The organism is Enterococcus sp. LJL120 (assembly GCF_054871765.1).
On the sequence record NZ_JBTXLV010000002.1, the window covers coordinates 233,142 to 248,001 of the forward strand.

Here is a 14,860-nt window from a genome sequence, read left to right on the forward strand (position 1 = left end):
AAGAGGAAGCCTATGGAACAGGCCAAACAAAAAATCAATTCCCTCAGCTCCTTGACCGTCTTAACCTTATTTGCAACTTTTTTGATGGGCTTCATTGACGCTTATACCTTTATGGAAAAGGGCGGCGTCTTTGTCAGCGCCCAAACTGGCAACATGGTGGCCTTCAGCAGTAAATTATTTACCGGCCAATTCAGTCAAGCCTTCGGTCATATAGCCGTCTTTGCTGGTTTTGCCTTAGGAGCTTTTGGTGGAGAGTGGCTGGTGGAAAAAGTCAGCGGCACCACCCGCAAAAAATATCAAATCATGCTTTTATTACAAAGTCTGGTACTCTTAGTATTTGCTTTATTCCAACAACAAATTTTTGATGCGCTTATGGTCTTTTTACTAGGTGGTCTAGCTGGCTTTGAGCTGACCATTTTTAGAAAGGTCGGCATCGCCACTGTTAATGATGGCATTATGACCGGCAATACTAAAAACCTGATGAACAATCTTTATAAATGGCTGATTGATAAAGATCAAACCGCCCGTAAAGAATTCTCCGAAATCGGTTTTGCCATTTTAATTTTTATTCTCGGCGTCGGTGCCGGCAGTTTAATTAATTTACTGCAGGCTTCACTGACACTGTGGCTCAGCTTTATTTTGACATTACTCTTTTTTATCTGGATTACCATTACCAAAGTCGAAATGGATTGAAACTAAAACAATCGCTGAAATTCCCTTGCAGCAGAAACTGTGAAGCTAGTCTTTGAACTAGGTTTCAGAGTTTGCATCATCTGCAGGAATCTCAGCGATTGTTTTTATATTTTCTAATCTTCTCTGTCGCTTAATCATCATAACCAAAAATATCTTTGCTGATAATCATGCCATCTTCTTCAAGATAGGTGATATCAATCGAGATATATTCATTGCCAGAACTATATTCCCAAGTGGCCGTGATGGTATCAAAGCCTGTCCAATCGTCCCGATAGGTGGAGCGGGGGCGACCGACTTGCTCTTCTAATGTTTCAAAGTCATCACCACCGTAATAACTCTCTACTTCATAATCCACATCGTATCTGGTAGTTGCAATTTCAACGTCATCATAAATTTCCCGTGTCCAATTTCCGACTGAATCGATATTTTCCAAAGCAAATGCTTCATAGTCATAATCATAGTCTTCATCATAATCATAGTCGTCTGAGTAGTAGCCACTATCGCCGGCTAAAGCCGTGAAAACATTATGGTTCCAGCCGTATCCCGGATAAATTAACCAGACAAAGGTTAACAAGACCAAGGCGACCAACCAGCCAACCTGCGCCTTATTCAATGGCAGGAAATGTTTATCTGGCAATTCTTCTTGTGGCTCACGTTTTTTTCCTTTTTTCATCCTCACTCCCCCTTTAGCTAATCCCAACCTAATTATAGCAAATTCCCAAGTATTTTAGCTGAGAATCAGCAAATTTTAAACTATTTCAATAATATTAGCGAAAAGCTTAAGGTGCTGGTACGCTAACCTTCTGCTGAAAACCGGTCATGTCTAAACAAACTTTTCATTATTTCCATTGGGAAGTCTTTTTAAGGCACTACATTATTTTGCGGTTACCTTTATAATTTAAAAATAGTTGCTATAATATTTTTAAGCGAAATTTTCTATGCTTACTAGAATCCAATTAAGTATCCATATTTTTGTCAGCCACTTTACGATAAATAACATAAGTTTTTATAACAAGGAAGGAAGAATTAAATGACATCTACTTTATCTGAAAGCTATCAACAAACCGCCTATAAAATTCGCGGCAGCGGTGAGCGAACGGTCGGCTTATTGAAGGAGGCATTAGCCAAAATTCCTGATGATACTCCCAGTGATATTTATGGCACAGGAGCAGTTATCGAAGATTTTCAAACAAAAATGGCCCAAGTCTTAGGCAAGCCTGCTGCGGTATTCTTTCCTAGCGGCACGATGGCCCAGCAGATCGGCCTGCGCTATTGGAGTGATCAAAAGCAAATTAAAAAAGTTGCTTATCATCCACTAGCTCATTTAGAAATCCATGAGCAAGATGGCATTAAAGAGCTGATGGGAATTGAAACAATTCTATTAGGGGAAAAAGATCGACTCTTTACGCTATCTGATTTAAAGGCGCTTAATCAAGAATTTGCTTGTCTCTTGATTGAATTGCCCCAAAGAGAAATTGGCGGTCAATTACCAAGTTTTTCTCAGCTTAAGGAAATCACCGATTACTGTCATGAAAATGGCATCTATGTTCACTTAGATGGCGCTCGTTTATGGGAATGCCTACCCTATTATCAAAAAACAGCTGCTGAAATTTGCGTTTTATTTGACAGTGTCTATGTCTCTTTTTATAAAGGATTAAACGGGATTGCCGGCGCAATTTTAGCGGGACCGACAGAACTGACAGAGGCCAGCAAAATTTGGAAGCGCCGCTACGGCGGAGATTTAATCAGTCTCTATCCCTATATTCTTTCAGCCGATTATTTTTATGAGAAACATATACAGCGCATGCCCCATTACTATCAGCAGGCCAAGCTTTTAGCAGAAAAATTTAATGCCACAGCTAAAATTTCCACCCTACCGCAAGTCCCAGTGACCAATATGTTCCATCTGCATTTTGCAAAAAACTCTGATGAAACAGCAGCTTTTCTGGCAAAATTGCAAAATGAAACTGGCATTGGCATCACTGGAAATTTGACAGTTATCAGCGAAAGCGAATGCGCCTGTGAAATTTCAATTGGCGAAGCTTTGGACTTGATTCCGGCGGCGACCTTAGCAGAAATGTTTAAGCTATTACAGGACTTTACAGGAGATCAAACAAATGCCAAAATTTGAAAATTTTCTGCATTATGAAATCATCGGCAGTGGTCCGACCATTTATTTTCTTCACGGCTTAGGTGTCGACTTAACTAGCATGAAGGTGATTTATGAGCCTTTTTTCAAGGGGCGGACCTTTCGGCGGGTGTACCTGGATTTACCGGGCATGGGCCAATCTGAAATGCCAGCCGACCTTGAATCCTCTGATGATGTGTTGGCCATACTATTGGCCTTTATTAAACAAGACAGTTCACAGGAAAAATTTCAGCTCTGCGGCCATTCTTATGGCGGCTATCTCTGTTTGGCAGTTGCCCAAGTAATGTCACAACAGGTTGATCAGCTTTTCTTGACGGCACCAGTTGTTGTCGCTAATAATCACAACAGACAGACAACACCAATCAAAACGATTTTATTGGACAATTATATTGATCCCCATCCAGCTTGGGAAAACTTTGCGACAATGAATGTTAACATCAGCCAGCAGCATTGGCTCACCTATCAACGGGCAATTTTACCGGGAGTCAGCCGCTTTAAAAGTGCGGCCTGGCATCAGATTCAATTTTCGCCGGAAAACAAATACACTTTAAGCATTGAAGCAGCCATCCAAAAAAAATCGCAAGATTACCGTGGCACAATCCTCTTAGGGAAAAATGATGACGTCGTCGGTTTTCAACAGCAGCTGGCTTTAATCACTCCTACTAATCAATTGGAGGTTGCTGTTCTCAATGACACCGGCCATAATGTTTTTATTGATAGCCCTGAAATGACTGCCTTTTATTTTGAACGATTTTTAACGCTGTGAAAATAAAAAAAGCTCTAGCAAGCTCTTGACTTCAGTAATGAAATCTAAGCTTGCTGGAGCTTTTTATCTTGTTAATTAATCGTTGTTTTTACGAATGGTAAAACTGGAATTTTTCTTTTCGCCACGGGGAGCATTACTACGGCGTTGTCCGCCCTTGTAATTATCCTTGTTGCCTTTGTAGCCATCTTTGCTCTTGCCGCCGCCACGATAATTATTTTCCCGACGATCGCCGCCACCACCGCTGCGACGATTGCGATTGTTTTTGCCGCCATAATTGCCGGAGCGTTTACCACCTCCGCCGCCACCACGTTTTTGTGAAGGTAATGGCCGTTCTGGAGTAATTTTAACCGGTACAGCGTCACTTGGATCCTTCGCTAAGGTTTTAATCAGCAAAGCTGCCAAGTCTTGGGCAGAATATTTTTCTAACAAACTATCAGCCGCTGGCAAGTAACGATCCAATCCGTTTTCGTCAAGCTTGGTTTCAATCGTCTCTAAGGCATTGCCTAATTGACCTTTGAAGGCTTCTTTTTCGGTTGGCGGACGCATTGGTGACATCCGTTTTTTCGTTAATTCTTCAATCACATGCAAGTAGCCCATTTCGTTTGGTGTCACAAACGTCACGGAGATACCATCTTTACCGGCACGACCTGTCCGACCAATCCGGTGAACATAGCTTTCAGGGTCTTGAGGAATATCATAGTTATACACATGAGTTACGCCAGAAATATCCAAACCACGAGCTGCCACATCTGTTGCAACTAAGATATCTAAATTACCACTCTTAAATGAACGCAACACGCTCATCCGTTTTTGTTGTGACAAGTCGCCGTGAATTCCTTCGGCTTTAAAGCCTCGTGCTTCTAAACCACGAGCTAACTCGTCCACCCGACGTTTTGTCCGACCAAAGACAATTGTTAACTCAGGTGATTGGATATCCAACAAGCGAGTCATAATATCAAATTTTTCATAATCTTTAGCCCGCACATAGTATTGGTCAATCAAATCAGCAGTCATTTCTTTGGCTTTGATTTGAACGTGCTCAGGGTTTTTCATGAATTTAACGCCGATGTTTTTGATTGCTGGCGGCATTGTTGCTGAGAACAGCAATGTTTGGCGCTCAGTCGGTACTTTTGAGATAATTTTTTCAATATCTTCTAAAAAGCCCATGTTCAACATTTCATCTGCTTCATCTAAAACTAAGGTTTGGACAGTATCCAATTTTAAAGTGTGACGGTTGATGTGATCCAACATCCGGCCAGGTGTTCCCACAACGATATGTGGACGATCCTTCAAGCCGCGGATTTGGCGACCGATATCAGCCCCACCATAAACTGCTTGAACGCGAATTTTTTTATCCCGGCCTAAGCGGAACAATTCTTCTTGGGTTTGAATCGCTAACTCACGAGTTGGTGCAATCACTAAACCTTGTAAGATTTGATTTTTGGCATCGATTTTTTCTAACATTGGCAAACCAAATGCGGCAGTTTTACCAGTACCTGTTTGGGCTTGACCGATAACGTCTTTACCTTCTAATGCTAAGGGAATTGTTGCTTCTTGGATGGGGGTTGCTTCTTCAAAGCCTGAGCGTTCTACTGCGGTTAATAGTTCTGGGGATAAATTTAAATCTTTGAATTTCAAATATAAAGCCTCCTAGTTTTTCTTTGTTCATGGAAATTAAGGCCAACGAAAGCTCGTCTCCACCCCTTAGCTGCTGCTAAGTCAGGCGCCTCTTTTCATGATGAATTTTTTCCAGAAAAAGATATAAACAAAGGAAAGGACCTGGAACAAAAGCCAAGGGCCGTTGCATCAGGTCTCTCTTCCGAACAAAGGATGAGCTTAAAAGTAGTTTATGGCAAGAACAGCATCATCTGTCCTCTGTCTCAACTAGCAAATCGACTACTTCGAGCTGTTTGAAGCTTGAGCATGGACTGCTTATCTCAACCTATCATTTATCATTTATCAAAAAGATTTAAACTTTTGCTATCATTTCTTTTTCTGCAATGCCACATTATAACACAGGAAAGCTTGTTTTTCAATCTATTTCCTTTTTATTTTCAGAAACTTTCAATGCATCAACGACTTGATTCAAGTGCATGCCATTGCTAGCCTTCAATAACAGGCTGTCCGTTGGCTGCAAATTCTCCTGCAGCACTTGAATTAATTGCGCCATATCTTCCGCAATATACGTCAGCGCTAAATTAGGATAGACAGCGGTCAATTTTTCCGCCAAGACCTGCATTTCAGGACCAAATAAAAAGACTTCTTGAATTTTTTCTGGGTTAATATGCTCTGCCATTGCTGCATGCATCGCCGGCGAATCTTTGCCTAAAGACAGCATGTCCCCCAACAAAACTTTTTTGGCACCTGCTTGAGGTAACTCAGCAAAAGTATCTAAGACTAAGGCCATCGCCGTTGGATTGGCATTGTAGACATCGCTCAATAAATCCGCACCATTTTCCGCCTTCAGCCACTGCGTGCGATTTTGCGTCAATTGAAAGTCAGCTAAACCTTGGCGGATTTCTTCATCACTTAAACCAAACCACTGCCCGATGCCATAAGCAATCAGTGCATTGGTGACATTGTAAGCTCCCAGAACAGGTATTTCAAAAATTTCTTCATTGATACTAAAAATTGTTTTATGGGCCTGCTCCGCTAAAATTTTACCGGCAATCACCCCTTCTTCAATTCCAAAAGTGGTGACCGTCTGCATAATTTTACGAGTCAAAGGCGTCAACAGCGGTTCATTGAATGGAATCAACAGCAAACCATCTTCAGTTAAATTCTCAGCAATTTCCATTTTCGCTTGAGCGATACCCTCCCGGGAGCCGAGATTTTCAATGTGAGCTTCCCCAATCATGGTGATTGCCGCCACATCTGGCTCAGCAATTTCGGAAAGCAAAGCAATTTCACCTGCATGATCCATGCCCATTTCCAAAATAATTTTTTCCGTTATTTCCGGCATTTGTAAAATCGTGTAAGGCAGCCCAATATTATTATTATAATTTCCTTGGGTTTTATAGGTTTGATATTTTTTAGCCAGAACAGCTTCAGTCATATCCTTGGTGGTGGTTTTGCCGTTGCTGCCGGTAATGGCAATCACGTCAGGATTAATCACCGCTAAATAATAAGTCGCCAAAATTTGCAGTGCTTGGAGAACGTCCGCAACTTGAATAATCGCTAATCCGCTAGGAGCCTCCGTGAGCTCACGACTCCAAAAAGTTGCGGTTGCACCATTTGCTTTGGCCATCTCAACAAATTCATGACCGTCCCGTTGACCAGCCAACGGGACAAACAGTCCCCCTGGTTTAATTTTGCGACTGTCAAATTCAAGACTAGTTACGGTAGCTGTTTCCTCATTCACCGCAACGCCATTCACCGCCTGGGCAATTTCCTGAACTGTAAATTTCATGTAACTCGCTCCTTACTCGTATTAAGGTAATAATTTTCTTTCCGAAAATTAGTTTGATGCTCGTGCCGTATATGATTCCGTTAAACTATGGTCCTTGTTGCCTTGTATAAAAGACAAAAGATGATTTCTATTTGCTGAAAAACTGCTAAAAACGGAACTCGCATCCTTACTCGTATTAAGGTAATAATTTTCGTGCCGAAAATTATTTTGATGCTCCTGCTCATTCCGCATACGATGCACTAGTTGGTATTCGTCTTAGAAGAACTTTAAACGGCAATTTTAATTTCATATGAGAGCAACCGTAACCGATTCCTCTGTATTTTGTCAAAGTGTTGGTCCGCTTAACTTAGTTGAAAAATTTCAGCTAACTTAACCCGCCATCAGTTGAACAAAAGACAAGGTTTGTAGCATAAGCCCAGGGCCTTATGTCACAAACCTTGATTGCATCTGAATTGAAAAATTCAGTTACGGTTGGCATTAAAGCTCAAGAAAACATTACAGCTCTTTACTTATAAATGCAAATTTGCTGAGATATTTTTTGTCTTTCGCACTTTCCCGTTACTTATTCAAAGAAATTCTGGCGCTGTTTAAAACGATTTAAGCCTAATTGAATCAGCTCTTCAATTAAATCGCTGTATTTGATTCCCATATTTTCCCACAGCAAAGGATACATGCTGAATTGGGTGAAGCCGGGCATCGTATTTAATTCATTTAAAAATAATTCGTTTTGAGCCGTCAAGAAAAAGTCGCAGCGGCTTAAACCAGCGCCACCTAGCATCACATAAGCTTTTTCAGCATATGAGCGGGCTTTAGCAGCAACCTCCGGCGGCACCTGAGCGGGAATCGCCATCTCAATTTTATTATCGATGTATTTTGAATCATAATCATAAAAGGCTACATCTTTTACAATTTCCCCCGGCAAAGTGGTGCGCACATCTTCATTACCTAAAATAGCCACTTCAATTTCACGGGCTTCAATCCCCTGCTCGACGATAACGCGGGAATCGTATCGATAAGCCTCCAATAAACCTTTTTGCAATTCTTGACGATTTTCCGCCTTTGAAATGCCGACGCTAGAGCCTAGATTGGCTGGCTTAATAAACATTGGGTACAACAAAGCCCCTTCACATTCATCAAAAACCTGCTTAGGATTTTCCTTCCATTGAGAGGCCAACACTGAGACATAAGGAACTTGAGGAATTCCCGCTGCCTGCAGAACATATTTGGTCATAATTTTATCCATCGCTGTGGCGCTCGTCATCACACCGGCGCCAATATACGGCATGTTCAAGGTTTCCAAAAAGCCTTGAATCGTTCCGTCTTCGCCGTTTGGACCGTGAAGAACTGGAAAAACAATTCCATTCTCATCTTTAATCATTCCAGGATTTATTTCTTCGCCGTTATTCAATGCAACCAAGTCCAATTCAGCTGCCGTTTCAGGTGCTTCTGTTAATAAAGGGCCCTTCAACCATTGGCCCTGCTTGGTAATCATCACCAGTTGCACTTGATAATAATTGAAATAAATTGCATTGAGTACTGAAAAAGCGGACATGATTGAGACATCATGCTCGGCACTTTTGCCTCCATATAATAAATAAATTTTCAAAACGAGATTTCCTCCAGTCTCGATTCAATTTTTAACTTTGAATCTGCTTAAGTTCACCATATTCTACCATAAAAGTTTTTCTGCTTCAGAGAAATTTATTGCTCTGAGAGTAAAATATTTGACAGAGCTTGGCGGAAGTGTTGGCGGTCTTCTTTACTGTAAGGCTTGGAGCCTTTTGTGCGACCGCCTGCTTGACGGACCTTTGCACCATAATAGCGGGCCTCTAACATATTCTCAATATTTTGCTGGGTGAATTCCAAACCGGTTTGGTGTAAGACACGAACTCCTTTACCTAAAACTAACGAAGCCAAGCCATAATCTTGAGTGATTAAGAGATCGCCTTTTTGAATCAAGCCGACAATTTTGAAATCCGCTGAATCCAAACCTTTGTCAACATAGACGAGCGAGACAAAAGTCGGATATTTTTTTTCAGTATAGTGATCAACGCTGGTGACAATCGTCACTAAAAAGCCTGACTGCCCCGCCAGCTCAATCGCATCATCTTTGACCGGCGATCCATCGCCATCGATAAAAATTTGCATATGTCACCTCTTATAAGTAGTAATTTTCTCAAATAAAAAACATAGCTATAATAAATTAAATAACACACAATAATTATTTTTAATTTTGATACTCAATTTTTTCAATTGAATTTTGAATATTTTTGATAATCTAAAAACTGATGATTCAAGTAAATTTCATTTTTGGGAGATAAAAAAAGTGCTAAACAAAAATCACTTTCTGTAAAAAATCATAAAAAATCGACAGACCCATCAAAAATTTTTGCAGTCAATAATTTAGCTGAAACAAAAAAACACAACCACCGAAAAAGGCAGTTGTGTTCCCGCAATAAAATTTTCCTGAAATTAATCAGCAAAACTTTAGACAGTTCTTTCTCCACAAAATTCCCTGTCCAGTACGGCTGCAATCCGACAGCTGTCAAAAGACTTGTACTCCTGCTGTCAATTCGCTATTTTGGGACAAATTAAACAAGACTAATGTCTTACAAAAATTTGCCATAGCTTACTCGACTCGTCGCATAAGATAGACTGTAACACAAATAGCCCTACTAATCTAGGTTTTTTTCGAAAATATAATCTTCCATTACAAAACCGGCGCCAATTTCATCCACCTGCGTCTTGATTAATTGAAAACCTTTATGCTGATAGACCGCAACAGCTTGCTGGTTGTGCTGGTTGACCCGCAAGTATAATTTTTTAATACCGGCTTTTCTGGCCACCTCTTCATACCATGCGAATAATTCAGAGGATAAGCCTTGTCCCCGAGAAGCCGCCTTCAAATAAATCTTGCTGAGATACAATTGCTCCCCTTGAAAATCAAAAGCTGTGTAGCCAACGACTTGTTCTTGGTTGAATAATAAGTAATATTCAACACCTCTGGCAATTTCAGCTAAAATATTTTCTTTGGACTGATAAGTTTGCAACATATAAGTTACCTGCTCAGCTCCGATAATCGGCGTAAAGACTTCTTGCCAAATTTCCTGCAATTCCGGCAGCAACTGCGCTACCTCCGCCGGCGTTTGAATTCTTTTTTTCACTAGCATAATCCTGCCTCCTACTTAGATAACCACTGATGGTACAAGCTTTCCACCATTTTAACTGTCGTTAAGGTGATGTCTTTGGTCATCAGTGGGCTCGTCAAATAACCTTCTGTCAAACAGTGGTTGACATGGGCCACTTCAAAGGCAAATTCGCTGGTGAAGTCACTGGTGAGCAGTGCTGTCTCGCCAGAATTATAAATTATTTTCGCCGTTTTCGTTTTCCAAAAATCACTTATTTCTATCCGGCCTAAATCGCCGTGAATGACCATTTGATTATCTGTCGCAAAATCGACTGTGATAAAAATATTTGCCAGCAGCTGCTCGCCAAAGGTCAGCGTCAAATTAAACTGGCTGTCAGATTGCTCTTTAGGGAAAACGGCGTTGCCGCTAAAGGCCGTAATCGGCTGGTCCAAAATATATTGCAGATACTCCAATGGATAAAAACCCGCACCGTGTAAGGCTCCACCACCGGCTGCCAACGAACGAAACCAGCTGACATGGTCGATATTAGGATAGGCGGTTTTGGATTGAATCCAGTGCAGCCTTCCTAATTTTCCAGAGGCGATAAATTCTTTGATTAATTTTGCGGTCGGCAAAAAGACCGCCTTCTGGGCTTCCATTAAAAATAAGTTTTTTTCTTCAGCCAAAGCAAAGAGTTCCTCTGCTTCAGCACTTGTCAAAGTAAAAGGCTTCTCTAATAAAACCGGCTTATTATTTTCTAAAGCCAGTTTTGCTGCGGGATAATGCCCTTGATTGTAAGTAGCGATGTAAACGATATCGACTTGCTCGTCTTGGCAAAGAGCTTGATAGCTGCCATAGGCGTGGGGAATCTCTAATTCCTGGGCCATTTTTTCAGCTGGCGCCAAGCTTCTTGAGGCGATGGCGTAGACCTCGCAATCCGGCACCTCTTTGACCCCCGCCACAAAGCGTGGAACCACTTGAGCAGTGCTTAAAATGCCGTAGCGAATCATTTATTTCGCTCCTTCCCGGAGATGTTCATTTAAAACTTTTTCTACTTTGGTATTGATTAAATCAATCGCCACCGCATTTTCGCCGCCTTCGGGCACAATCACGTCGGCGTAGCGTTTGGTTGGCTCAATAAACATGTGATACATCGGCTTCACAACGGAGAGATATTGCTCGATAACCGAGTCTAACGTCCGGCCCCGCTCATCCATATCTCGTTTAATCCGGCGAATAATCCGAATGTCATCGTCCGTGTCCACGTATAATTTAATATCCATCAAATCCCGCAGGCGTTCATCTTCTAAAATTAAAATACCTTCTAAAATAATAACTTCCTTCGGCTCTTGAATAATTACCTCGTGACTGCGGGTGTGGTTCACATAGTCATAGACCGGCTTTTCAATCGTTTGATAGTTTAGCAGTTTGCTTAAATGCTCAATTAATAAATCTGTATCAAAGGCAAAAGGATGGTCGTAATTGGTTTTCAAACGTTCCTCAAACGCCAAGTGACTCTGATCTTTATAATAGGAATCCTGCTCCAACATCATAATCGAATGGTCGGGAAAATTATTATAAATCGAGCGGCTGACGCTGGTTTTGCCGCTACCTGAGCCGCCGGTGACGCCAATAATAATCGGTTTGGACTTTGCCATTTATTTCAATACCTCTTTCGCTGAATTTTTCGCTAGATTTATTATAGCGAAAATCTTCAGAAATACTACTTGCTATAGCATTAATTTTCTAAAATTCGGTAAATACTTTCAAGCTGGTTAATCGTGTAGGTTGGGTGAATTTCATTGCCGGCCTGTTCGGATTTGCTGTTGAGCCAAATCGTGTCAATGCCCGCCACAATGCCCCCTTTGATATCAGAACTCAAGGAGTCGCCGATAATCACGGTGTCGCTTTTATCTAAATTAGGAATTCTGGCAAAGACGTAATCAAAGTATTCCTTCATGGGTTTTTGATAGCCTGTATCCTCTGAAACAAAAATCTCTTTAAAAAATGGTAATAATTTCGCATCGGTTAAGCGGCGGTACTGGGTTTGTGACACGCCGTTAGTCACCACATAAAGGTCCGCTTTTGTACTTAAATCCGCCACAATTTGATAGCTGTTGCCTAATAAATCATGACCTTCTTCTAAAAATTTTCGGTAACGATTTTCTAAATCAATGCTGTCGACTCTTACCCCTAAGGCTTCAAAAAAGATGCCGAAGCGTTGATTAACGACTTCATCACGAGTCTTTTCACCCCGTTCAAAGGCCGCCCACAATCCGTGGTTCATAGTTTTATATTGTTCTTCTAAATCCGGAGACAAGGTCAGTCCCTCGGTTGCAAATAATTTTGTCAGTGCTTGCTTTTCAGTTGCTTGGAAATCTAATAAAGTATCATCTACGTCGAATAGTAATGTATTATAGCGCATATTTGGTGGTCTCCTTTAGGAATTCGTAAGTTTAAAAGAAAGACCGCAAATGTTGTAATTCTAGTAAGGTTAGGCTGCGATATTCGCCTGGCGCTAAATTGTTATCTAAGAGTAAAGGGCCTAGTTGAAGCCGCTTCAAATAAGTGACTTTTTTGCCACGGGCTAAAAACATTTTCTTTACTTGATGGTACTTGCCTTCATCAATGGTTAAGCGAATTCGGCTTTCCCCCAAGGCTGCACTTAAAATTTCTAATTGGGCAGGACGACATCTGGTGCCGTCTAAAAAAATAATCCCTTCAAAAAAGGCGGTGACATCTGCCTGTGTCACTTCTTCGTTTATTACAGCTTCATAGACTTTAGCTACTTGAAATTTTGCTTGAGCTAAAGCATAGCCTAAAGGACCGTTGTCGGTTAAAAAAACCAATCCTTCAGTATCACGATCTAAGCGTCCTACTGGGAAAATCTCCCGTCGATAATCATCTGGCGCAAGCAAATCTATGACCGTTTTTTTATTTATATCAGAAACTGCCGTGACAATCCCGGCAGGCTTATTCATTAAATAGTAAACATGATTGGTCCACACAGGTTTCCCCGCCACTTCAATTCGATGAAGTTGGCTATCAACATTGCGGTTGCCATTTAGTTCAGGCTTCCCATCGATTAACACCTGACGACTTTTTAGCAGTCGTTTAATCTCGGTGCGGGAAGCTCTCTCAACTATCTCAATTAATTTATCTAAACGCATTAGTAAAACCTATTTCTTTTGAAAATCTTTAATAATTAGCGTATCCCTTGACTGTTTGCTAAATAAGGGGTACGGTTAAATACGTAAAGTGAATATAGTTTCTCAACACAGCGTAATGACCTGGTGGAGAAAAGTTGAACTCAAACTTTCAAGGGGCAGTTGTGTATTTTACACAATTGCCTCTTTGCGTAATTGTACGCCAACCACACTTCACGTGCAAGAGAATAACTGAAACAATTCACTTAAATAAAATCTGTCAAAAACTAGACAGTCAATTTTTAAGGAGGAAGTAAGTTATGTCAGTATCATTGGAAGTTCAAGAAAGAGCAGTTCGTCCCCGTTCAGAAAGAAACAGATTACGTCATGAAGGCCGCATTCCTGCAGTTGTTTATGGCTATCAAATCGAAAGCACACCTATCTCTGTTGACTCAGCAAACTTAGAAAAATTGTTGCGTCAAAATGGTGCTAATGCCGTTTTTGAAATGAATGTCAAAGGTCAAAAAGTTAATTCACTCGTTCACAGCACACAATTAGATACCTTCAACGGCAAAATCAAACACATTGAATTTTTAGCCGTAAACATGAAAGAAGAAACAGAAGTTGAAGCTGAAGTTTCCTTAGTCGGCGAAGCAGCTGGTGTGAAAGCTGGCGGTACTTTAGCTCAAAACTTATACACTGTTGTCGTTTCTGCAACTCCGGATAAATTACCTGAACGTGTTGAAGTCGATGTCACTGCTTTAGAAATCGGCGACTCTATCTCAGTAGCTGATCTACCTAAACATGCTGACTACACTGTTGTCACTCCTGCTGAAGAACAAATTGCAGCAGTCGTGGAAACAATTGTCAACGACGAACCAGAAACAACTGAAGCAGCCGCTGAACCAGAAGTAATTGGTGAAGATGCTGAATAATTTTTAAAGACTAAACAACTTTGCGAAAATGCAAAGTTGTTTTTTTTTGAAATAATTATTTTTGTCAGCGGTTTCGCCAAAGCGCTTTGATTGCAATTTCAAAGGCCATTGATTATGATTAACACATCTAATTGAGGAACCTTCTCAATACTTTTCAAACGAGGGAGGAATTGACTATGTTTGAAGCCTTTGACAATAACCGCAGCCGCTATGCCTCTGTTGGAGTTGTCTCTAGTATGCCCGGAGAACTGATTGATAGTGTCTGGTATATTATTGATTTTAATTTAAAAGGAGTTTTTCCTTTAAACAACTTATTATCCTTTACCATTATGGACAATAAAGGCTCGGTGACAATGGGTTACACCGAAGCAGAAACTGATGTAGATATGACTGTCGACTTACCTTTTAGATATGTAGATGGTTTGCCTTCAGAAGTGCAGGCCTATGACGATGGCACTCGGGAAACAATTCTGCTGCCAAGAGAAATTAAACAGCGCTAAATCAAAACTAAATAGCAACTGATAAACCAATGAGCGGCGGAAAATATTTCCCCGCTTTTTTTGGTTTTTCCCAACATTTTTATTTTGCTGGGAATTTTTGACAATATTTCTAAAAAAATTTTTTGGTTATTTTT

Annotated in this window: 15 protein-coding genes; 5 read left to right on the forward strand and 10 right to left on the reverse strand. The window is 40.8% G+C overall.

The window, feature by feature from the left end; genetic code table 11:
• Window positions 1-12: 12 nt before the first annotated feature.
• Complete coding sequence (locus ACYSNU_RS04240; protein ID WP_461735962.1) at window positions 13-693, forward strand: YoaK family protein; 681 nt, start codon at window positions 13-15, stop codon at window positions 691-693.
• Window positions 694-823: 130 nt separating this feature from the next.
• Here ACYSNU_RS04240 and ACYSNU_RS04245 read toward each other — a convergent pair whose 3' ends face one another.
• Window positions 824-1,366, reverse strand: coding sequence for a hypothetical protein (locus ACYSNU_RS04245; RefSeq protein WP_461735963.1), 543 nt, complete (start codon window positions 1,364-1,366; stop codon window positions 824-826).
• Window positions 1,367-1,723: 357 nt separating this feature from the next.
• On the opposite strand from ACYSNU_RS04245, the gene ACYSNU_RS04250 reads away from it, so the two are divergent.
• Both ACYSNU_RS04250 and ACYSNU_RS04255 read left to right on the forward strand, forming a co-directional pair.
• Window positions 1,724-2,824: a threonine aldolase family protein gene (locus tag ACYSNU_RS04250; RefSeq protein WP_461735964.1), complete on the forward strand. Its 1,101-nt coding sequence runs from the start codon at window positions 1,724-1,726 to the stop codon at window positions 2,822-2,824.
• On the forward strand, window positions 2,811-3,608 hold the full coding sequence (locus ACYSNU_RS04255; RefSeq protein WP_461735965.1) for an alpha/beta fold hydrolase: 798 nt from the start codon (window positions 2,811-2,813) through the stop codon (window positions 3,606-3,608). The genes ACYSNU_RS04250 and ACYSNU_RS04255 overlap by 14 nt, the downstream gene beginning before the upstream one ends.
• Before the next feature lie 75 nt (window positions 3,609-3,683).
• Here the strand turns inward: ACYSNU_RS04255 and cshA are convergent, their stop codons facing one another.
• The 9 genes from cshA to ACYSNU_RS04300 form a co-directional block, all read right to left on the reverse strand.
• Complete coding sequence (gene cshA / locus ACYSNU_RS04260) at window positions 3,684-5,246, reverse strand: degradosome RNA helicase CshA (protein ID WP_461735966.1); 1,563 nt, start codon at window positions 5,244-5,246, stop codon at window positions 3,684-3,686.
• A 394-nt stretch (window positions 5,247-5,640) separates the two neighbouring features.
• Window positions 5,641-7,017, reverse strand: a complete 1,377-nt coding sequence (locus ACYSNU_RS04265; RefSeq protein ID WP_461735967.1) for a UDP-N-acetylmuramoyl-tripeptide--D-alanyl-D-alanine ligase — start codon at window positions 7,015-7,017, stop codon at window positions 5,641-5,643.
• A gap of 562 nt (window positions 7,018-7,579) precedes the next feature.
• On the reverse strand, window positions 7,580-8,623 hold the full coding sequence (locus tag ACYSNU_RS04270; protein ID WP_461735968.1) for a D-alanine--D-alanine ligase: 1,044 nt from the start codon (window positions 8,621-8,623) through the stop codon (window positions 7,580-7,582).
• Window positions 8,624-8,718: 95 nt separating this feature from the next.
• Window positions 8,719-9,165 carry a YaiI/YqxD family protein gene (locus ACYSNU_RS04275; protein WP_461735969.1) on the reverse strand — a complete coding sequence of 149 codons (447 nt, stop codon included), beginning with the start codon at window positions 9,163-9,165 and terminating at the stop codon, window positions 8,719-8,721.
• A gap of 527 nt (window positions 9,166-9,692) precedes the next feature.
• On the reverse strand, window positions 9,693-10,187 hold the full coding sequence (locus ACYSNU_RS04280) for a GNAT family N-acetyltransferase (RefSeq protein ID WP_461735970.1): 495 nt from the start codon (window positions 10,185-10,187) through the stop codon (window positions 9,693-9,695).
• An 11-nt stretch (window positions 10,188-10,198) separates the two neighbouring features.
• Window positions 10,199-11,155 (reverse strand): Gfo/Idh/MocA family protein, encoded by a 957-nt coding sequence (locus ACYSNU_RS04285; RefSeq protein ID WP_461735971.1) that lies wholly within the window; start codon window positions 11,153-11,155, stop codon window positions 10,199-10,201.
• The gene (udk, locus tag ACYSNU_RS04290; protein ID WP_461735972.1) at window positions 11,156-11,803 is read right to left on the reverse strand and encodes a uridine kinase; all 648 of its coding nucleotides are present in this window, start codon (window positions 11,801-11,803) and stop codon (window positions 11,156-11,158) included.
• An 80-nt stretch (window positions 11,804-11,883) separates the two neighbouring features.
• Window positions 11,884-12,570: a YjjG family noncanonical pyrimidine nucleotidase gene (locus tag ACYSNU_RS04295; protein WP_461735973.1), complete on the reverse strand. Its 687-nt coding sequence runs from the start codon at window positions 12,568-12,570 to the stop codon at window positions 11,884-11,886.
• A gap of 31 nt (window positions 12,571-12,601) precedes the next feature.
• Window positions 12,602-13,315 (reverse strand): 16S rRNA pseudouridine(516) synthase, encoded by a 714-nt coding sequence (locus ACYSNU_RS04300; protein WP_461735974.1) that lies wholly within the window; start codon window positions 13,313-13,315, stop codon window positions 12,602-12,604.
• 296 nt (window positions 13,316-13,611) lie between these two features.
• Between ACYSNU_RS04300 and ACYSNU_RS04305 the strand changes: the two genes are divergently transcribed.
• Together ACYSNU_RS04305 and ACYSNU_RS04310 are read left to right on the forward strand one after the other, a co-directional pair.
• Window positions 13,612-14,226: a 50S ribosomal protein L25/general stress protein Ctc gene (locus tag ACYSNU_RS04305; protein WP_461735975.1), complete on the forward strand. Its 615-nt coding sequence runs from the start codon at window positions 13,612-13,614 to the stop codon at window positions 14,224-14,226.
• 176 nt (window positions 14,227-14,402) lie between these two features.
• Window positions 14,403-14,726 carry a DUF960 domain-containing protein gene (locus tag ACYSNU_RS04310; protein WP_265459344.1) on the forward strand — a complete coding sequence of 108 codons (324 nt, stop codon included), beginning with the start codon at window positions 14,403-14,405 and terminating at the stop codon, window positions 14,724-14,726.
• Window positions 14,727-14,860 lie beyond the last annotated feature (134 nt).

Excerpts from the sequence above, each read along its gene's own strand:
- ACYSNU_RS04280 (WP_461735970.1), bottom strand. The coding sequence starts at position 10,187 with ATGCTAGTGAAAAAAAGAATTCAAACGCCGGCGGAGGTAGCGCAGTTG.
- ACYSNU_RS04300 (WP_461735974.1), bottom strand. The coding sequence starts at position 13,315 with ATGCGTTTAGATAAATTAATTGAGATAGTTGAGAGAGCTTCCCGCACC.
- ACYSNU_RS04310 (WP_265459344.1), top strand. The coding sequence starts at position 14,403 with ATGTTTGAAGCCTTTGACAATAACCGCAGCCGCTATGCCTCTGTTGGA.
- ACYSNU_RS04285 (WP_461735971.1), bottom strand. The coding sequence starts at position 11,155 with ATGATTCGCTACGGCATTTTAAGCACTGCTCAAGTGGTTCCACGCTTT.
- ACYSNU_RS04305 (WP_461735975.1), top strand. The coding sequence starts at position 13,612 with ATGTCAGTATCATTGGAAGTTCAAGAAAGAGCAGTTCGTCCCCGTTCA.
- ACYSNU_RS04255 (WP_461735965.1), top strand. The coding sequence starts at position 2,811 with ATGCCAAAATTTGAAAATTTTCTGCATTATGAAATCATCGGCAGTGGT.
- ACYSNU_RS04240 (WP_461735962.1), top strand. The coding sequence starts at position 13 with ATGGAACAGGCCAAACAAAAAATCAATTCCCTCAGCTCCTTGACCGTC.
- udk (WP_461735972.1), bottom strand. The coding sequence starts at position 11,803 with ATGGCAAAGTCCAAACCGATTATTATTGGCGTCACCGGCGGCTCAGGT.
- ACYSNU_RS04245 (WP_461735963.1), bottom strand. The coding sequence starts at position 1,366 with ATGAAAAAAGGAAAAAAACGTGAGCCACAAGAAGAATTGCCAGATAAA.
- ACYSNU_RS04250 (WP_461735964.1), top strand. The coding sequence starts at position 1,724 with ATGACATCTACTTTATCTGAAAGCTATCAACAAACCGCCTATAAAATT.
- ACYSNU_RS04275 (WP_461735969.1), bottom strand. The coding sequence starts at position 9,165 with ATGCAAATTTTTATCGATGGCGATGGATCGCCGGTCAAAGATGATGCG.
- ACYSNU_RS04295 (WP_461735973.1), bottom strand. The coding sequence starts at position 12,570 with ATGCGCTATAATACATTACTATTCGACGTAGATGATACTTTATTAGAT.
- ACYSNU_RS04265 (WP_461735967.1), bottom strand. The coding sequence starts at position 7,017 with ATGAAATTTACAGTTCAGGAAATTGCCCAGGCGGTGAATGGCGTTGCG.